We start from the raw sequence: 18,268 nt of genomic DNA, 5'->3' as shown, positions 1-18,268 counted from the left end.
TACAGGCTGCTTTTACAATTCCCTTTCTAATAGAATGAATGCAGCAGAGTAAAAAATATATTTTACTATCTTCGTTCAGAAAGAAGTCTGCCACATAACACGGCACCTTATCCATCTAATCTATATGCTGAGAAAAATAACCCACACTTACTTTATCGCTGGCCTGCTTGCCTGCGGACTTGTGGCCTGTGTGCCCCTGGAACAGCAGGGTACCACTACCACCGGTGGCACTGTCCAGAGTGCGCTACGCTACGAGGATTATATTTATGATGAAACTGTCACCTCAGTGCAGGCTTACCTGGCCACCGGGCTGGAAGATGAGGTGCTGAACCCGGCGGTAACACCTCTTGCACAGCAGCAGCCCATTGTGCTGGAGTTCGACAGGCTGAATGCACGGCAACAGCGCCTGCTGGTGAAGCTGCAGCATTGTGATGCTAACTGGACACCTTCCACGCTCAACGACACGCAATTTCTGTACGACTTCAATGAATTCATCATCACCGATGCACGGATTTCGGTGAATACGCGCGTGCCGTATGTGCACTACCGCTTTGTGGTGCCGAAGGTAAGAATTAGCGGAAACTACCTGCTGGTGGTGCAGGAGGAGGGAGGAAATCCCCTGCTGACCCAACGCCTGATGGTGTACCAGAATGCCCTGACTGTTACAGCAAAGCTCGGTGCCCCATTAGGACCCGGAGGTAGAGAAACACGGCAGCCGCTGGAGTTTAACGTCATGTATCCGGACTACGAACTGGTGAATCCGGCGATGGAGGTAAAGACAGTCCTGAGGCAGAACTACCGCTGGGATAATGCCAAAGTAATCAGCAAGCCCACCTTTATCCATGATGCGCAGCGCCGCCTGGAATATGTGTTTTTTGAGCCGGAAAACCTTTTCAAGGGGCTGAGCGAGTTCAGGGCGTTTGACACCCGTAGCCTGAACTTCCGCAGCATTGGTGTGCAGAGCATCAACCTGCAGTCTAATCCTGTTGAAGTGAACCTGGAGCCGGACAGGAACCGGCAAAATATGGCGTATTCCCAGGACCCGGATATCAACGGCATGCGGATTTTCGGAAATAAGCAGTATGGCTACGGCGACATAAACGGAGACTATACCTGGGTAGATTTCGAGTTACAGGTGGCAGGTAAGGCGCCGGGTGAAGTATACATACAGGGAGAGCTAACGAACTGGCAACAGACCGATGAGGCGCGTATGGCTTTTGACCCGGAGCGTAACGTGTATGTCGGCCGGATGCTGCTCAAGCAGGGGTATTATAACTACTATTATGCCCTGCAGCAAAATGCTGCTACTCCTCCGGATGCCAGCTATTTTGAAGGCAGCCATTTCGAAACAGATAACATTTACGACATCCTGGTATACTACCGCCCACCCGGCACCCGCGCTGACCTGCTGGTAGGGTATGAGCAACTTTTCTTTAACAGGAAGTAAGAAGGGGCGTGCCTACGTATACATAGTGGCAATAACCGTATGTTCACGCATAATTGTAAGTTGTGCGGCATTAGAATCAATGGAGAAACAGAAAAGACAGGAGCTTAAGAAGAAGTATAAAGAAGAGCAGTTAGCCACTGACCCTGGTCTTCAGCTTTTGTCTAAATTGAAGGAGCAGGTTAGCCAGACCTTTGACATCACTAAAGAACAGCTTGAAGGGTGGAGTGATGAAGAGCTTGAGCAAAAGGTAGTCTACTATGTGTACAATAGGATAGAAAAAGCGGGTAGAGCACCCAAAGGTAAGAACTTGGTAGAATGGGAAAGAGAAGTTTTGCTGAGTCTACCTGTAGGGGTTCAGGCTGTTTACGCCACTCATTTGTTTGAAAGTGACTTAAACCTAAATGGTAGCTACTGGGACTTTTTCTACCAAAACAACGGTACCTATGCTATAGATACTCTTGAAGGCTATCAGCTCATGGGAAACATGAAAATGGTAGAGATTCTGGAGCAATGTATAGGAACTTACCTGAAAATGCTACTGAGTGGGGAGATTGAAGAGATGTATGGGGTAGTACATAATTGGAACATTGATAAAGCCTACTTTATTAGCCGCAACAGTAAGAACTTCGAAGAGCTGGATAGTGAGTGCTTGGCTATAGAAACAAACCTTGTTGATGAGCTAAGGACGAAAAAGATAGACTTCATTCGAAATAGTCCTGAACTCCTGATAACGGAAAAATAACGAACGCACAACACAGTACATAATTTAGTCTGCGGCTACGCCTCGCACACATTATGCACGAGTACCGATATACGACAATTTAATAAATGAAAGAAGAAAATTGTATATTTTGTAAAATAGCTCTTAGGCAGGAGAAAGCCCACATAGTATGGGAAGACGAAAAACATGTAGCTTTTCTCTCAATCTTTCCGAACACCAAAGGATTCACGGTTGTGATAACTAAAGACCATTTTCCAAGCTATAACTTTGACTTACCAGACAAGGTGTTATGTGATTTAACAGTTGCTTCTAAAACAGTTAGTAAGCTTTTAGATAAATCATTTGAAGATGTTGGTCGGACAGGCATGATGATGGAAGGATTTGGTGTAGATCATGTTCATACTAAACTGTTCCCTATGCATGGAACAGGTGACTTGAAAAACTGGAAGCCTATACATTCAAACAACAAGAAGTACTTTGATACTTATGAGGGTTATATATCTTCTCACGACTTTGAGAGAGCTAACGACAAGGAACTGGCAATGGTAGCTGAGCTAATAAGGAAGAATAACATTGCATAGTCAAGCATATGAGTAAAGCTACGGCTACGCCTTGCTCACCTCATGTGCCAGTACCGTTTTATGCCATAAAACAAACTTATTAAATGAAGATTAACTTAATACTCATAATTCTTTTTTCAGTCATTCTGGTGTGTGAAGCCCAAGAGAGAAAAAGCATTGACTTTGCCAATTCTTCTTGGTCTAAAATACTTCAGAAAGCGAAGAAAGAGAAGAAAGCAATCTTTCTATATGCCTATACCCCTTCTTGTCGCTGGTGCAGGCAAATGGAGAAAGAAGTATTCACTGATAAGGAAGTCGCTGACTACTATAATTCCAGGTTTGTCAGCTATAAAATAGACATTGAGGATGGTGCAGAGGGAGAAGCGCTTGCTGGAAAGTATGGTATAAATGCGTTCCCCACATACATGTACTTCAACAAGGAGGGTGTGCAGGTGCATCAGAGTGGCTCGGCTAAATCTGCTGAAGAATTCATACTTGATGGCAAAGACGCTTTCAATCCAGAGAAGGCCCTGTTTTCACTAAAAAGGAGGTACGAAAGCGGAGACAGGTCGCCTGCGTTCCTATACAACTACAGCAATGCCTTGACTTCTTACCATCAGAAAGATAGTCCAGAAGAGAAAGTTGTAAGAGAATACTTAGAATCACAGTCAGCCCAACAATTAGAGTCAGAAAAGAATTTAAAGTATATCTTCACAAAATATCTCAGCTTCCACTCTCCCGCCACGCAGTACTTTCTCGAAAACCAGAACAAGTTCACCCCTTTATTTAAAGAAGATGAGGTAAAACACAAAGCTGAGAAAATCATCACCGGGTCAGCCAATATAGCAGGAAGAGAAGATGATGCCCTGTTACTTAAACAAGTGGACCAAGCAATAGCTGCTAATTTTGTAGATACCAGCAGGCTTTCTTCATTAGCCAGAATTTACTTTTATCAGGGGCAGGGAGAATGGGTAAAGTATGCAGAGGCAACTTTGGAATATGGAAGAAGCCATAGCGGGGATGACTGGCGTACCATGTACGAAACAGCCATCTATTTGAAGCATTTCGCTAAAGACATACAAGCTTTGGAGTTAGGCAACCTAATAATGGAGAGGGTAATTATAGAAGAAAAGAGTTACGACAACCTTAATCTATATGCACAACTTCAACATAGATTGGGTAGAGACACACAGGCCTTAGAAACAGCAAGGGAAGCTATAGCAGTAGCCCGTAAGTCTGGGGAGGAGAGTAGCGAAGCTGCGAAACTTGTTGCCGAACTACAAACAGCAAATAAAAAATGAAAGCATATTATCCTGAGCATGCTAAGGACTCACTACGTTTCTGGCTCAGCATGCACTTCACCGTTGAAACTAAACATAATGAAAATAAAATTAACCCTGGCAGCCTTAGCACTTGCAGGCTGCAACTTTGTAACAAATGCGCAATCAGTGAAAGAACACGGCCAGCTAACGGTAGACGGTACACAGTTGAAGGACATGAATGGCGAGGCAATCGTATTGCGTGGCATGAGCTATGGCTGGCACAACTTCTGGCCCCGTTTCTACAATGCCGGTTCAGTTAAATGGCTGCAGGAGGATTGGAACAGCACAGTGGTACGTGCTGCGATGGGCATCGAACCCCGAAACGGCTACCTCGAAAAGCCTGAATGGTCGAAGGAGAAGGTTAAGGCAGTGGTGGATGCGGCCATCAAAGAGGATATGTATGTCATCATCGACTGGCATAGCCACAACATTAACCTGAAGGAAGCCAAGGCCTTTTTTACAGAGATGGCGCAGACCTATGGCAAACACCCGCACGTGATCTATGAGATTTTCAATGAGCCTGATGAGGAATCGTGGGAGGAGGTAAAGGATTATTCCACCGAAGTGATTGCAGCCATCCGGGCCATAGATCCGGATAACATCATTCTGGTAGGCTCACCGCATTGGGATCAGGACATTCATCTTGCGGCCGATGCACCTATTACAGGCTATGACAACCTGATGTACACATTACATTACTATGCTGCCACCCATAAGCAATCCCTCCGTGACCGTGGCGACTATGCCTTGAGTAAAGGATTGCCAATCTTTATATCGGAATCTGCAGGTATGGAAGCTACTGGTGACGGGCCTCTTAATGTAGAAGAGTGGCAGAAATGGATAAACTGGTCCGAGAAAAACAAAGTGAGCTGGATTACCTGGTCTGTATCTGATAAAGATGAAACCTGCTCTGTTTTATTACCCACTGCTAATGCTGAAGGTGGTTGGAAAGAGAAAGACATGAAGGAGTCTGGTAAGAAAAGCCGGGAGCTTTTGAGGAGCTATAATGCAAAGCAAAAGTAAGCGTTGCTGCACGTACATGAATGCTAATTATACCCAAATTTAAAATTTGGCTCAGAACCAAAAAGCGGCACAGGAATAGTCCTGTGCCGCTTTTTGGTTTGATAATGGCCCTTATCTTCTTCTCATCTGTTCGCTACCGGAGGATGACTCTCTTAGTGAAGATTTGGCCCTGCTTCATTGCTTTCAGTAAATACAAACCTGGAGGCAAGGCAGTCACATCTATTTGATGTACATCCTGTATATTGAACTCTGCCTGTAGCACCTGCTGCCCTTTGTTGTTCATGATGCTGTAGGAGGTAAGGGCGGCGGTATTACCTGCAAGCCAGTCCACTCTTACAAAGCCACTAGCTGGATTTGGGAAAACAACCAAGGCATCTTTTGGTAAGTCATCTCTAACAGAGAGAACTGTTTTTTTGAGAGGCAGCTTATCTACAAGGGTATTGAAAGTAACATTGGTTTCAATAGCAGGATTATAGTCAAAGTAAATGAAGGCTTGATTCTCCACTATGGTGCTATCGGGCATTCCACTTTTGGGCTTTATACTGTACAAAATATAGCCGTGGCTGCCTGGTTCATCTGTTTTGTCATCAGGTAGTTGTATGTTGTTGAAGTGGAAGCTTACCTGGTTTCCATTTACAACAGAGTACATATCATGGCTACTACCAATAATGTTAAAGCTGCTTAAGTCGAATTCCTGCTGTAGTTCGTTCTGCACTACAATGTTGAACGCTTTATCAGTGCCCATATTCTGAAAGCGTATAAGGTACTCCAGTTCCTGGTTCTTCAGTGTCAGGTGCTTTTCGCCTATGCCTGCCGGATTCGCCTGAATGTCGTTTGGATCATAAGAACAGGTAAGTATCTGCTGTAGTATAGTGGTGTCAGCGTGTGTGCTCTCAGTGTCAGGAGATTTAAAGCTTGTGAGCAGGTTTGAAATCAACGTATCGCCCATATGTTCTACGCCCGGCATGGTAAAGTGCAGCGTGATAGTGCCTTTCTTTCCTACTTCCAGGTCATTTATTTGCCAGATGAGGGTGTCTCCACTAATCCTGGTTGGGGCCGGGGAAGCTGATTCATAGTTGAACTTTGCCTCTTGCTTCACCTTGATAGTACCGCTCGCTTTGGTAAAGCCGCTATTGCTGTAGTGCAAGGTATAAGGAGTTGGGAAGCCGCAACGTGTTGCATCTGACATGAGGGATGCATTTACTTTCGTTAATCGCTGCTGAGGTGTAAAGCCAAAGCTGTAACTACTACCATTGTCCTCAGGCAAATTAACAGTTATCTGCTGCTCCGTTGAAGTAGGAAGCCAGCCTTCCTTCGCAACCGGTGCTATGGTATAGGTGCCGTGTTCCAGGTTAATATTGTTTATCTTGTCGCTGGTGTAAAGGAGCTGGTTTTGTATTGCCAGGTTGTATGTCATGTTGTGGATGAAGGGCTCTTCCGGATCTTTTAAACCATTACTGTTGTAGTCAGCAAAACTGTTTAACTTTATTTCGGATGCAGTGTCAGAAAGCTTGTAAAGATCTATTCTGCTGGTTTCTTCTGTATGCCGTGCCGTAAAGTATAGTTCATCCTGATAAACGAAGAACTTAGGCTCAAAAAGTCCTGCTGTGCCAGGTATAATGTCCTCCACCAGGTAGGCTTTATTTCCATCGTAGCGCCACAATTCGCGCCCATTCACGGCATCATATTTAAAGAAATACAAATACCCTTCATATTCTATAACAGACTTTTTATTAAAAAAGGCGTCCACATTTTCGGCAATCAGGTTTGTGCCGGTTGAAGTACCGTTTGTCTCAAACAAGGTCACCAAAGAATCTCCGGATGCAATGGCACTGCTGTTTGCAGAGAAGACTACATTAGAAAGAAACTCATCTTGAAAAGAAATAAAATTATCTACTTCAAATACATTACTGTAGCTGCCATCTTGCGTTTTGACTAATGTTTTAGACCGCCTATCATATCCGTAAAAAACATTATTTCTGCCATATGTCTGGTCCTCGTAAAGACCTATGTTTAATACAGCGTCAATCGGTGTGATGTGTGGCTCTCCAGGTTTATAAAACTGTGTAGCGGTTGGGGTATGGCCAGTTGTTTCCTGATCAACACTCACATAATAAACCTCTTCATCATTGTTCATTAAATAGCCGTAGGTATTGTCGCTATAATTTATTGGTTTTACATCACCTATATATATCGTACCTTCTCTGCTACCATCGGTTTGATGAATTTCTACACGTTTATCCTCCATTTGGATAGTGAAAAACATATGATCTCCTGATTCGAGATAGCTTAATTTTGTGCCATAAACCCACACGTTTCTTTCAAATAAAGTTGTTACCTCCTTCGTTACTCTGTCTATTGCCACTACTTTCAGTACCGTATCAATAGGCGCTACTATGGCCAGCGTAAAGTTTTTACCTGTGCTAATGGAGTAGCTGCGATGGAAGGGAAGAATTTCCCGGCTTTGTATGCCTTCCGTGATGTTGATGTTGCCGTTCTCTGTATTGTAAATTATTTCATTTCCCACACCACCCATTGTTATGTCTGCAAACAAATCAGAGGTTCTTACTTTGGGTATATGAAAGGTGTGGCCATCCGGCATGTTGTATACCTCAAAGCTGGAGCTCTTGCTCAGGAAGAGCTTTTCCTCCGCAAGCACAAAATCTGAAAAGCTATTGGCATCTTCAAAACTGTGCAACAGCACTGCCTTTTGAGCATTTGCGGCAAAAGAGAATAATGCCAGAAAAAGGAGTAGGGTATAGGTTTGTCTCATGAGAGGAACAGGTTATATATTAATAACCAAATATAGCACTAAAAAAAAAAGAGACCAGCTATGAACTGGTCTCTTTTTGTACAATTTTAATCTGTTGGCTTACACGTTAAAGCGGAAGTGCATAATGTCACCATCCTGTACCACGTAGTCTTTTCCTTCTACAGCCATTTTACCGGCTTCTTTTATCTTCGCTTCTGTTTTGTACTCCTGGTAGTCTTTTAGCTTGATTACCTCGGCACGGATAAAGCCTTTTTCAAAATCAGAGTGAATCACACCGGCAGCAGCAGGTGCCTTCCAGCCCCGGCCAACCGTCCAGGCGCGTACCTCTTTCGGACCCGCTGTGAAATAGGTGATCAGGTTCAGTAACTGGTAAGAAGCGCGGATAAGCTTGTTCAGGCCTGACTCTTTCAGGCCATACTCCGCCAGGAACATTTCTTTCTCTTCCGGGTCTGTCAGCTCCGCAATCTGCGCTTCAATAGAGGCAGAAATTAACACTACCTGCGCATTCTCGTTTTTTACGTGCTCTTCCAGCGCCTTTGAGAACTCATTGCCATCATTCATAGAGTCTTCATCTACGTTGGCAGCATATATTACAGGCTTTGCTGTGAGCAGGTTCAGGTCTTCAACTGCTTCCAGGTCCTCCTCCGTTACCTCCAGGCTTCGAGCATTCAGGCCTGCCTCCAGGTGGTTTTTATACTTTTCCAGGCTGGCATGCTCTTTTCTTGCCTTGGCATCACCGGACTTGGCAGCGCGAACAACTTTCAACAGTTTCTTCTCAACCGAGTCCAAGTCTTTCAACTGAAGCTCAGTATCGATGATTTCCTTGTCAGAGATAGGATCTACTTTTCCGGCTACGTGCACAATATTCGGGTCCTCAAAGCAGCGCACCACGTGAATGATGGCGTCTACCTCGCGGATGTTGGCGAGGAACTTGTTACCGAGGCCTTCCCCTTTGCTGGCTCCCTTCACCAGGCCGGCGATGTCCACAAACTCGATTACGGTTGGCAGTACCCGCTCCGGGTGCACCAGCTCTTCCAGTATCAGCAGGCGCTCGTCAGGCACCGTAATCACGCCCACGTTTGGCTCTATTGTACAGAAAGGGTAGTTGGCAGATTCTGCCTTTGCATTAGAAATAGCGTTGAACAACGTAGACTTGCCCACATTTGGCAGTCCGACAATTCCGCATCTGAGTCCCATTATAAATATCTTTTAAATCAGGCCGCAAATATACGAAAAATTGCCCAGCATTTCAGAGGCAGTAGAACAGAAGGGGCATAAAATGAGAAAGCCCATGGCAGGACCATGGGCTGAGTTTGTTTTCTATGAAACGAGGGAAGGGTTATTCCCACTTTAACTCATTGCCGAAAGAAGGTTCTGCCGCTGCTTCTGTTTCTGCAACAGGAACAGGAGTTTCCTCGAGAGAGGCCAGGGCTTCTTCTGTCAAAAGCTCAGATTTAACGTGATCGATTGTTCCCTGAAGCGCCTCCATAAATTTTACGAAGTCTTCTTTGTACAGGAAAATTTTGTGCTTCTCGTATGAAAAACTCTCCTCGTTAAACTTTCTCTTGCTTTCCGTGATGGTCACGTAGTAGTCATTCGAACGAGTTGATTTCACATCAAAGAAATACGTTCTCTTCCCTGCTCTTACCCTCTGGGAATAAATTTCTGCTTTTTCGTTGTTCTCTTCCACCGTTATAAACGTTAAATTCAACTTTGTGAACCTAAAAGTAAAATTTATTTACGATATATAAAAGTTTTCGAATTTAAAATTTAAGATAATTTTTTCCCGTTATATTTGCAGTTGGACCAAAATGAATTACTATGAATTTCTGTTCAATAGTATTCTTATTTATTCTTTCGCTGCAAAATAGCACAGCAAGTTATACAGCAGAGGGAAAAGCCTCTTACTACGCCGACCGCCTGCATGGACACCGCACTGCCAGTGGGGAGCGCTACGATAAGGAGAAATTTACTGCTGCACATGCTACACTTCCCTTCAACACCCTGGTGCGGGTAACAAACCTTAAAAACGGCAAAGCAGTGGTAGTGACGGTGAACGACCGCATGGCCCGCAGCCGCCATAACATCATTGATGTATCCAGAGCTGCTGCCCTGCAGATTGGTTTAATCCGGGAGGGTAGTGCTTTGGTGCGGCTCGATGAAGTGAAAAAGGACGCGGCAGAGCAACAAGAGCTGTTACCTGACGTTTCAGAAGCAGAAGCCACCCCGAAAAACTAACGCATCATGAAGAAGCCACTTACTCTTGCCGACATTCAGAAATTTGAGAACATGGAATTTCTGGCTAAACAGCTGGTGGAGGGTTTTATTACAGGGCTTCATCAGTCGCCATACCATGGCTTTTCAGTGGAATTCTCAGAGCACCGGCTTTACAACAATGGCGACAGCACCCGCCACATCGACTGGAAAGTTTTTGCCCGCACCGATAAGCTCTTTGTGAAGCGGTATGAGGAAGAGACTAATCTGCGCTGCCATATGCTGTTGGATGTATCGCCATCCATGTATTACCCCACTGAAAATAACGGTAAACTTACTTTTTCTGCCCTTTGTGCTGCTGCCCTTGCTACGCTGCTCCGCAAGCAGCGGGATGCCGTTGGCCTGGTTACTTTCTCTGATAAAATAGAGATGCAAACTCCTGTGCGCTCCACAGGTTCGCACCTGCATACGCTGTTGCTGCTCCTTCAAAAGCAACTGGAGCAGAAGCCCGCTGCAAACGACACCAATGTGGCAGAAGTCGTGCACCAGATTGCACAGCAGATACCTAAGCGCTCACTGGTAGTTATCTTCAGTGATATGCTCAGCCGGCAGGACGACCTGGAGTCTACTTTTGCCGCCCTTCAGCACCTGAAGCACCAGAACCACGAAGTCCTGATTTTCCATGTAATGGACCGGAAAACAGAGGAGGAGTTTGACTTTGCCGAGCGCCCTTATGTGTTCGTAGACGTGGAGACAGGGCAGGAGCTGAAACTGCAGCCATCACAGGTGCGGGAGCATTACCGCATTGCCGTAGAGAGCTATAAGCGCGAGCTGGAACTGAAATGCGGGCAGTATAGAATAGATTTTGTGCCGGTCGATATCAGCGAACCTTTCGATAAGGTGCTTTACGCTTACCTCGTGAAGCGGGGTAAGGTGAGGTAGCATTGCAATTCTTTTACAGGCTTTTCAGCCACTGCATTACCGCTTTACTTTAGTGTATAGCGCACCAATTCATGGCGCTGCATTACCTTATCTGAGTCTGCATAATGCTTATCAGTACGAACCAGTCCAACGCCGGGGGCAACATAATCTTCTTGGTTGAGCGTGTGCGTAGTACCGTCGAACTGAGACTTATATTGATTTTCTATCTTGAAAACATAGCTGGGGTAAGTATCCGAAGCAGTTGTGACAGTATCCAGCTGCTGGCTTCGTGTAGTCAGTACCCACAAATCGTAATCCTGATGTTCATACATGTAGCCTATGCCGCCGTAGTCGGGGCTCTGGTAAATCATGACGGCTTCGCTGCCGGCTTTGTTAAAATAAACGTAGCCGTCGCGGCTATTCTGCACAATCTGCCCGTTGTTTAAGATGTACCAGGTACTGTTATGAATTATCGTGTCTTTCTGAACAGTATTTTTATAGGAGGTTTTGGTTAAAGGCTTTCCGTTCGTGTCATAGTCCGTTACTTCGTACACCCATTCATTTCCTACCTGTAGCGGAACAACCTCTTCTATGGGGGCTATGTCGCTGTCTCTCTCACAGGAAGAGATTGAAAAAAGAATTGAAATTGATAGTGTGTACAGGAATCCTTTGTTCATAAGCTGTTTTACATAGGTGCTATAACAAGAAGAGCAGTTTTGCATTCAAAGCGTTGCATGCTGTGTATCGATTCTTAGTATATTTTCTTTATCAGCCTGTTTGAGCCATCAAAAGGAAGCAAGCTGGAAAGAAGGATCCTGAAACCATCAAAGCCCGGCCGCTTTACTTCGGCATATTGTCCAGCGACTGCCAAAGGTACTTGCTGGCAATAGTGCGGTAGGGGCGCCAGTCTTCTGCTATTTCCTGCATCCGTAGCTTCAGCGCCTTGCCCGTTTCTTCTAATCCATAATGCCGCTTCATGGCGTTCTGTATACCCAGGTCATCCACCGGAAACACATCAGGCCGCTCCAGGGCAAACATCAGCAGCATCTCCACTGTCCATCGCCCAACACCCTTTATCTGCGTCAGGTGTTTTATCAGGTCTTCGCTTTCCATGGCGTTAATAGTAGCATGGCTCAGGTTTCCTTCTGCTGCAAAAGCAGCTACGTTACGCACATAGCCAATCTTCTGATAAGATAACCCAACGCCTCGCAATGCCTCATCCGGCGCCTGCAGCACCAGCTGTGGCTGCGGGTATTCGTCTGGAAACAAGGCTGTAAACCTTCTGAATATAACGGCCGCCACTTTTGTGCTCAGTTGCTGCGATACAATAGAACTAAGTAACTTGTAGTATAAATCTTCAGACTTTGATGATTTCAGTGGCTGCCCCTGGCTGATAATTGCGGCCATAACAGGATCTTTCTCCAGCACAGCCATTACTTCAGAAGAAGGGGAATCAGGAAACATAGCTTTTCAATATATTAACACAAATAGCTAAATTTTTCAGACTCTGCCAACTTGCAGTAAATGTCCTGTGCTTATCCATATTTGTTCCCGGATAGATTCTAATAAGAGTTACTCCCTGTATAAAAAAGAAAAGTGAGCAGCGGAGTGCCTGGGAAACCAAGCCTGCTGCTCACAGTATAATGCTGCTTAACAGCAAGGGAGGGATAAGTAAGTGCTATACTTATTGGGTGCTGAAGGAGTAAATGAAAGCAGCTCCGACTGTTGTCTGGCTTTTCTTTGTGTTTAAACCATTTGAGTTTTCAAAGAAAGCATCTTTGGACTTGTCGAAGCGAATTTCCGGCTTGATGTTCAAGTTGCCATCGGCTAATTTTATATCACCTGTTAATGTAAGGGAGGCAACCTCCATCGGGCCGAAGTAACGGACACCTTCCGGATCTGAGAAATACTCCGTGCGCAGGCCTAGCCCAAAGGTAGGGCTGGTGGCGTAATTTAGATATAATGCGCCACCTCCCCAGCTTGCATCGTCAGACCATGGATCAGTAGGGTCTGCTTCCGTGTTTCCGGAGTAAAAGGCACCGTACGCGGCATTGATGCCCACTTTCAGCGCATCGTTAAGCTGATAAGAGGAAGTGAAATCATAAAGGCTGGTATAACAGCCTCTGGTGCCACCGAAATTCGACAAGGTGTTATACTCATCACCTCCTATCCAGTTTAGGTACATGTCTAAACCGGGCACTGGTGCAATATGCGCCTGCGCTGTGATTGATTTCTTGTTGTTGAAATCCGACAGGCAGTCCCAACCGTTCACTACGCCCAGCATCAGGCCAATTTTCTCGTTAAATGCGTAATTTAGCTTGGCACCCGTGTGGTAAAAGGGGCCGTTTCCGAAGAGGTATGAGAGGCTGTAGTTATAATTTAGCGGTGCGTCTATCAACTCATATCCGATGTGTGTGCCATACTGCCCGATGGTGAAGTTGAGCTTAGGAGTAAGGTCATAAGATATATAGGCCTGCTTGATAAAACGTGCCGTTCCATCGTTTCCGAAGTTACCCAACTCTGCATTAGGCCCAAAGGTGAGGTCTGCCACCACATGTGCCCGCCCCTTGGTGTAGGTAAACATAGTTTGCACCAGGCCAAGCGCAAAATTGTTATGCTTTGAGTCAAATATCCTGCCCTGGTTTAAGCCAGACTCAGGTTTATTCAGGTTATACTGGTAATAAGCGTCTACATAGCCGCTTATGGTAAGAGCGCCTTTGGTCTCTTCCGTTGCAATTTCCTGTGCATTTGCTAAATTTGTACCTGCAAGGCAGGTAGCTGCGATGAGTGATAAAAACCTTTTCATGTTCTTGCTTTTTGGTTTTGGGAGTATTTTTAAGAGAAGTATTTGTCTGCTCTGACCTATTTTCGCCACTTCTCAAATTGCCGTTTTTGAAGTGGTATCTAATTTTTATAGGAAAGAGTGGTGTCCTGACCACTGGAAGTAGAGACGTGAAAGCTTTGCTTGTTCAGCTTTTCTTGCTTTGGTAAAACAGTGGTAATGCCTGACCGCATTACCACTTGTTTTATTCCATGTCATCTAAGAGGAGGGGGGTATTTATTCGGCTACAACCGGTTTTTCTTTTTCTTTGTGGTTGCGTGAGTTAGAGGCTATCATCATCTCCTTTTCGTCCAGGCTCATTTCGAAGCCGGTTCCGTTAAAGTCAGGATAAGCATGCATTTTATGCTCGTGGATATCGAGGCCTTCTATTTCCTCTCTTGCACTCACACGTATACCCATCGTTAGCTTCAGCACGTACCACACCGCAAAGGCAAATACAAAACTGAAAACACCGATAGCACCGATGCCGATAAGCTGGCTAATGAGCTGGTCTATGCCTGCCAATGCCCCGAAGATGCCTACTGCCAGCGTACCCCATATGCCACATACCAGGTGCACAGAAAGCGCGCCCACCGGATCATCGATGCGAATGCGGTCAAAAAAGGCCACTGCTGATACCACCAGCGCACCGGCAATAAAGCCTATGATAATGGAGTCTGTTACACCCATCTGATCGGCGCCAGCCGTGATGCCTACCAAGCCAGCGAGTATACCGTTCAGTACCATGGTAATGTCACTTGCTTTGAACATTATCTGGGAGAATAAGCAACCGCCTATAGCACCTGCAGCAGCTGCCAGGCTCGTCATAACCAACACACGCGATACGGCACCAGGGTCTGCAGAAAGCACCGAGCCTCCGTTAAAGCCAAACCAGCCCAACCACAGGATAAATACCCCAATGGTAGCCAGTGGAATGCTATGCCCTGGGATAGGCTTAATTTTGCCATCCACGTACTTTCCTATTCTGGAGCCCAGCAACATGATGCCCGCCAGCGCTCCCCAGCCACCTACAGAGTGTACAATGGTAGAGCCAGCGAAATCATAAAAAGGAATAGACAGCGTGTTCAGGAAGCCGCCACCCCATTTCCACATACCCACAATCGGGTAACAAAGTCCCACAAACAGGAGGGAGAAGATAATAAATGCAGAAAGCTTAATGCGTTCTGCCACTGCACCCGAAACAATGGTAGCGGCAGTGGCGGCAAACATGCCCTGGAAGAGGAAGTCTGTCCAGAAAGTGTAGCCTTCGTTATAAGCGGATGTCTCACCGCCTTCCGGTAGTGGAATCCCAAAGTTGGAGAAGCCAAAGAAGCCTCCCGCGAAACTTTCTCCCGGGTACATCATGGAGAAGCCCCAAAGCGCGTACGTAATAAGCCCGATGGCGGGAATCATGCTGTTCTTAAAAAGCACGTTTACCGTGTTCTTCGATCTGGCCAGGCCAGACTCCAGTGTGGCAAAACCGAGGTGCATAACGAAAACCAGGAAAATGGAGACCATCATCCAGACGTTGTTCGTGACAAATAATTCTTGTGACATGGTTTAAATGTTAAGGTTAAAACTGATTTCGATTATTTTATGTGAAAGGTAGAGTGGATACTATAGGGCGAGTTCACCGACATCCCCGGTCCGGATGCGGATAACTGCTTCCACATCCATTATAAAGATTTTGCCGTCTCCTACTTTGCCAGTGTTAGCAACCTTCAGAATTGTTTCCACCACTTCGTCCACATGGTCTTCGGTCACGGTCATCTCAATCTTCGTTCTGGGTATGAACCCAACATTGTAGGTCGCGCCACGGTATACCTGCGACGAACTGTGTTCTAAACCGAATCCCTTTACATCATATGTCGTCATAAAGGCAATACCGATTTCGGTGAGGGCTTCATAGACATCCTCAAACTTGGATGTTCTGATGATGGCTTCAATCTTTTTCATAAAGTGGAATTTTAGGTTTAGGTGTGTATTTTATATAGGGGTGTTTGTGATTTTTGTCTAAATTATGTAATTACCCCCATATGCCAATAGGGGGTGCTTTGATTATTTGATAAATATTCAAAAAATAAGGGTGATTGATATTAGGGTGATAGTGAAAGTGTAATTTTTTTAAAATATTGTATTTTTAGAATGGGTGCACTGTATACCAGAGCGATGTTTAGAATATTTTTGCAGAAGAGTAAACAGAAGCTTTGAAAGCTGTCTTATCAAGGCTGGGGAATTTGGTAATGCTTCAAGGCTATGGAAGGTGGTGTACTGGGAAAAGGAAGGCAAAAAAATAGCGCGGGAAGCTTCCCGCGCTATTCAATTAAGAAGTGAGTGACATCCAGGAAATTATGAAGTGGCAACTGCTGCCTGGCTCATGGCGTTGAGTACCTGCAGCGTATGCTGCAACATTTCTTCCGTTACATCGAGGTGGGTTACAAAGCGTATCATCTGCGGACCAAAGCTGGAGGCACGGATACCTTCTTTAGCCAAAGAATCCACAAACGCCTTGTCGCTGTATTTGTTGTTCAATTTAAAGATAACAATGTTCGTTTCTACCGGCAGTACACTCTCCACATAATCCGTTTGAAGTAAGGTTTCTTCCATGGCCTTCGCTTTACGATGATCTTCCTGCAAACGCTCAACATGGTTGTCAAGCGCATAGATGCAGGCAGCAGCCAGATAGCCTGCCTGGCGCATGCCGCCACCCAGTACCTTACGAACTCTGCGTGACCTTTTGATGAAGTCTTTGCTGCCCAAAAGAACAGAGCCAACAGGTGCACCCAAGCCCTTGGACAGACATATCGATATGCTGTCGAAATACTTGCCATAGTCCTGCGCCTTATCCCCGGAAGCAGCCAGTGCGTTGAAAACACGGGCACCATCGAGGTGCAGGGCCAGGTTGTGGCGCTTACAAACTTCTGAGATGGCTGCAATCTCCTCCAGGGTATAAAATGTGCCGCCGCCTTTGTTGCAGGTATTCTCCAGGGCTACCAGCTTCGTCTCCGGGAAGTGCACGTTGTCAAGCGGCCGTATATGCGCCTCTACCTGTTGTGGCGTCATCTTGCCGCGGGTGCCTTGTACCAGGGCCACAGAGGCACTGGAGTTGAAAGAGATGCCGCCGCCCTCATACTGGTAAATATGCGCTGTAACATCGCAAATCACCTCTGTAAGCGGCTGTGTATGCACTTTGATGGCAATCTGGTTGGTCATAGTGCCGGAAGGGCAGAAGAGGCCGGCTTCCATGCCGAACATGGCGGCTGTTTTAGCCTCCAGGGTATTAATAGTAGCGTCTTCGCCGTACACATCGTCGCCCACTTCTGCGCTAAACATGGCCTGAAGCATGGCCGGAGTGGGTCTGGTAACGGTGTCAGAGCGTAAATCTGTTATTTGCATGTCAATTTGGTTCTGGAAATACTTTACTTTGTAAAATTAATAACTTACTTTTGCCGTTCAAATTAAATTATTGCAACGATGGGAGTTACTAGATTAAAAAGAAAAGACCGTAAGAATAAGGCAAGAGCAAACAACAGAGTAGCAAGGATTAAGCAACTGTTGGCGACGCCAGTTATCAAGAACGTTGACATGGACGAATTGAGAGCTCAGTTCGGTGAGGCTCCGAAAAACAAGAAAGAGGAGAACACTGAGGCGCCTGCTGCACAGACAGAAGAAAAATCTACAGAAGAAACTTCTGCTGAGTAGTTCTTTTTAGGGGTACGTAAGCCCATCTGCCTGCCGCTGCTATTCCAGCAAATGGCGGCGGCTTACTAAAAAGATTTCAGAGTGTGTTTGCCACGGCAGACACACTTTTTTTTATGCCCTTTTGCCAAGCTCAATTACCTGCAGGTCCCGCACCTGGCCAGCCTCAATGGCGAAGCGCACCATGGTCCTTATTTTATGAAAGCCATGCCTGCCTGCTGCCCCGGGGTTAATGTGGAGCAGGTTGTTCAGTTTCTTATCTGTCATCACCTTCAGGATGTGTGAGTGACCTGTGATGAATAGCTGCGGCGGGCTTTCTTTGATCATGCCCCGAACATCTGGGTGGTACTTGCCCGGGTACCCGCCAATGTGCGTCATCAGCACATCCAGGCCATTCACCTCAAAGCGCTCTACCTTGGGGTGCCGTTTCCGTACGTCCTGTCCATCAATGTTGCCATATACTCCCCGCAGCGGCGCTATCTCACGCAGGCGCTCTGATACCTCTGCCGTTCCAAAGTCACCGGCATGCCATACCTCATCACAGCCAGTGAGCAGGCGCAGTATCTGGTCGTCGAGGTAGGAGTGGGTATCGGAGAGGAGGCCTATTTTCATGATCAGTTGTTTTGCAGTAGGTTCAGGTTTACTGCAGATAAGCTGGAGTGGTTATGTCATGATTGCATTACAGCAAAAGAAACAGCAGCTAAAACATAGTAAATAACAGTTGCAAGAACAAGTTCCCCTCCTTGGACAAGGAGGGGCAGGGGTGG

The 18,268-nt window shown here is 45.9% G+C and carries 18 protein-coding genes; 8 read left to right on the top strand and 10 right to left on the bottom strand.

All coding sequences use genetic code 11. The features are described from left to right. Positions 1-124 precede the first annotated feature (124 nt). The 5 genes from DXT99_RS02460 (at position 125) to DXT99_RS02440 (ending at position 5,073) form a co-directional block, all read left to right on the top strand. Entirely contained in the window at positions 125-1,447 is a 1,323-nt protein-coding gene (locus DXT99_RS02460; RefSeq protein WP_115563941.1) for a type IX secretion system plug protein, read from the top strand. Positions 1,448-1,526: 79 nt separating this feature from the next. After that, positions 1,527-2,189, top strand: a complete 663-nt coding sequence (locus tag DXT99_RS02455) for a DMP19 family protein (protein ID WP_115563940.1) — start codon at positions 1,527-1,529, stop codon at positions 2,187-2,189. Between the two features lie 86 nt (positions 2,190-2,275). Further along, on the top strand, positions 2,276-2,749 hold the full coding sequence (locus DXT99_RS02450; protein ID WP_115563939.1) for an HIT family protein: 474 nt from the start codon (positions 2,276-2,278) through the stop codon (positions 2,747-2,749). A gap of 83 nt (positions 2,750-2,832) precedes the next feature. After that, positions 2,833-4,029: a thioredoxin family protein gene (locus DXT99_RS02445; RefSeq protein ID WP_115563938.1), complete on the top strand. Its 1,197-nt coding sequence runs from the start codon at positions 2,833-2,835 to the stop codon at positions 4,027-4,029. 78 nt (positions 4,030-4,107) lie between these two features. Beyond that, positions 4,108-5,073, top strand: a complete 966-nt coding sequence (locus DXT99_RS02440; protein WP_115563937.1) for a glycoside hydrolase family 5 protein — start codon at positions 4,108-4,110, stop codon at positions 5,071-5,073. Positions 5,074-5,206: 133 nt separating this feature from the next. Here the strand turns inward: DXT99_RS02440 and DXT99_RS02435 are convergent, their stop codons facing one another. From DXT99_RS02435 to DXT99_RS02425, 3 genes are all read right to left on the bottom strand, one after another. Further along, positions 5,207-7,846, bottom strand: a complete 2,640-nt coding sequence (locus tag DXT99_RS02435) for a DUF7619 domain-containing protein (RefSeq protein ID WP_115563936.1) — start codon at positions 7,844-7,846, stop codon at positions 5,207-5,209. Positions 7,847-7,945: 99 nt separating this feature from the next. Beyond that, complete coding sequence (gene ychF, locus DXT99_RS02430; protein WP_115563935.1) at positions 7,946-9,043, bottom strand: redox-regulated ATPase YchF; 1,098 nt, start codon at positions 9,041-9,043, stop codon at positions 7,946-7,948. Positions 9,044-9,185: 142 nt separating this feature from the next. Next, positions 9,186-9,536 carry a DUF3276 family protein gene (locus DXT99_RS02425; RefSeq protein ID WP_115563934.1) on the bottom strand — a complete coding sequence of 117 codons (351 nt, stop codon included), beginning with the start codon at positions 9,534-9,536 and terminating at the stop codon, positions 9,186-9,188. Between the two features lie 131 nt (positions 9,537-9,667). Between DXT99_RS02425 and DXT99_RS02420 the strand changes: the two genes are divergently transcribed. Continuing rightward, positions 9,668-10,084 carry a septal ring lytic transglycosylase RlpA family protein gene (locus DXT99_RS02420; protein WP_115563933.1) on the top strand — a complete coding sequence of 139 codons (417 nt, stop codon included), beginning with the start codon at positions 9,668-9,670 and terminating at the stop codon, positions 10,082-10,084. Between the two features lie 6 nt (positions 10,085-10,090). After that, positions 10,091-11,002, top strand: a complete 912-nt coding sequence (locus DXT99_RS02415; protein WP_115563932.1) for a DUF58 domain-containing protein — start codon at positions 10,091-10,093, stop codon at positions 11,000-11,002. A gap of 44 nt (positions 11,003-11,046) precedes the next feature. On the opposite strand, the gene DXT99_RS02410 is transcribed toward DXT99_RS02415, so the two are convergent. The 6 genes from DXT99_RS02410 to DXT99_RS02385 form a co-directional block, all read right to left on the bottom strand. Then, complete coding sequence (locus DXT99_RS02410; RefSeq protein WP_147294156.1) at positions 11,047-11,658, bottom strand: hypothetical protein; 612 nt, start codon at positions 11,656-11,658, stop codon at positions 11,047-11,049. Positions 11,659-11,821: 163 nt separating this feature from the next. Continuing rightward, the gene (locus tag DXT99_RS02405) at positions 11,822-12,445 is read right to left on the bottom strand and encodes a DNA-3-methyladenine glycosylase family protein (RefSeq protein WP_220273343.1); all 624 of its coding nucleotides are present in this window, start codon (positions 12,443-12,445) and stop codon (positions 11,822-11,824) included. 220 nt (positions 12,446-12,665) lie between these two features. Continuing rightward, the gene (locus DXT99_RS02400) at positions 12,666-13,787 is read right to left on the bottom strand and encodes a porin (protein ID WP_115563930.1); all 1,122 of its coding nucleotides are present in this window, start codon (positions 13,785-13,787) and stop codon (positions 12,666-12,668) included. Positions 13,788-14,039: 252 nt separating this feature from the next. Next, complete coding sequence (locus DXT99_RS02395) at positions 14,040-15,359, bottom strand: ammonium transporter (RefSeq protein ID WP_115563929.1); 1,320 nt, start codon at positions 15,357-15,359, stop codon at positions 14,040-14,042. A 60-nt stretch (positions 15,360-15,419) separates the two neighbouring features. Further along, positions 15,420-15,758, bottom strand: coding sequence for a P-II family nitrogen regulator (locus DXT99_RS02390; protein WP_115563928.1), 339 nt, complete (start codon positions 15,756-15,758; stop codon positions 15,420-15,422). Positions 15,759-16,151: 393 nt separating this feature from the next. After that, a complete protein-coding gene (locus DXT99_RS02385; RefSeq protein ID WP_115563927.1) occupies positions 16,152-17,198 on the bottom strand; it encodes a threonine aldolase family protein in 1,047 nt (348 codons plus the stop codon). 78 nt (positions 17,199-17,276) lie between these two features. Between DXT99_RS02385 and DXT99_RS02380 the strand changes: the two genes are divergently transcribed. Then, positions 17,277-17,504, top strand: a complete 228-nt coding sequence (locus tag DXT99_RS02380) for a hypothetical protein (protein WP_115563926.1) — start codon at positions 17,277-17,279, stop codon at positions 17,502-17,504. Positions 17,505-17,615: 111 nt separating this feature from the next. On the opposite strand, the gene DXT99_RS02375 is transcribed toward DXT99_RS02380, so the two are convergent. Then, entirely contained in the window at positions 17,616-18,113 is a 498-nt protein-coding gene (locus DXT99_RS02375; RefSeq protein WP_181885001.1) for a metallophosphoesterase family protein, read from the bottom strand. Positions 18,114-18,268 lie beyond the last annotated feature (155 nt).

It is taken from the genome of Pontibacter diazotrophicus, assembly GCF_003367245.1.
Taxonomy (GTDB): Bacteria; Bacteroidota; Bacteroidia; order Cytophagales; family Hymenobacteraceae; genus Pontibacter; species Pontibacter diazotrophicus.
This window is presented reverse-complemented; position numbering and strand designations above follow the sequence as displayed.

Bases quoted from the DNA above. Each gene is read 5' to 3' on its own strand.
- DXT99_RS02380 (WP_115563926.1), top strand. From the start codon at position 17,277: ATGGGAGTTACTAGATTAAAAAGAAAAGACCGTAAGAATAAGGCAAGA.
- DXT99_RS02435 (WP_115563936.1), bottom strand. From the start codon at position 7,846: ATGAGACAAACCTATACCCTACTCCTTTTTCTGGCATTATTCTCTTTT.
- DXT99_RS02445 (WP_115563938.1), top strand. From the start codon at position 2,833: ATGAAGATTAACTTAATACTCATAATTCTTTTTTCAGTCATTCTGGTG.
- ychF (WP_115563935.1), bottom strand. From the start codon at position 9,043: ATGGGACTCAGATGCGGAATTGTCGGACTGCCAAATGTGGGCAAGTCT.
- DXT99_RS02390 (WP_115563928.1), bottom strand. From the start codon at position 15,758: ATGAAAAAGATTGAAGCCATCATCAGAACATCCAAGTTTGAGGATGTC.
- DXT99_RS02460 (WP_115563941.1), top strand. From the start codon at position 125: ATGCTGAGAAAAATAACCCACACTTACTTTATCGCTGGCCTGCTTGCC.
- DXT99_RS02440 (WP_115563937.1), top strand. From the start codon at position 4,108: ATGAAAATAAAATTAACCCTGGCAGCCTTAGCACTTGCAGGCTGCAAC.
- DXT99_RS02400 (WP_115563930.1), bottom strand. From the start codon at position 13,787: ATGAAAAGGTTTTTATCACTCATCGCAGCTACCTGCCTTGCAGGTACA.
- DXT99_RS02420 (WP_115563933.1), top strand. From the start codon at position 9,668: ATGAATTTCTGTTCAATAGTATTCTTATTTATTCTTTCGCTGCAAAAT.
- DXT99_RS02450 (WP_115563939.1), top strand. From the start codon at position 2,276: ATGAAAGAAGAAAATTGTATATTTTGTAAAATAGCTCTTAGGCAGGAG.
- DXT99_RS02455 (WP_115563940.1), top strand. From the start codon at position 1,527: ATGGAGAAACAGAAAAGACAGGAGCTTAAGAAGAAGTATAAAGAAGAG.
- DXT99_RS02415 (WP_115563932.1), top strand. From the start codon at position 10,091: ATGAAGAAGCCACTTACTCTTGCCGACATTCAGAAATTTGAGAACATG.
- DXT99_RS02410 (WP_147294156.1), bottom strand. From the start codon at position 11,658: ATGAACAAAGGATTCCTGTACACACTATCAATTTCAATTCTTTTTTCA.
- DXT99_RS02395 (WP_115563929.1), bottom strand. From the start codon at position 15,359: ATGTCACAAGAATTATTTGTCACGAACAACGTCTGGATGATGGTCTCC.
- DXT99_RS02385 (WP_115563927.1), bottom strand. From the start codon at position 17,198: ATGCAAATAACAGATTTACGCTCTGACACCGTTACCAGACCCACTCCG.
- DXT99_RS02405 (WP_220273343.1), bottom strand. From the start codon at position 12,445: ATGTTTCCTGATTCCCCTTCTTCTGAAGTAATGGCTGTGCTGGAGAAA.
- DXT99_RS02375 (WP_181885001.1), bottom strand. From the start codon at position 18,113: ATGAAAATAGGCCTCCTCTCCGATACCCACTCCTACCTCGACGACCAG.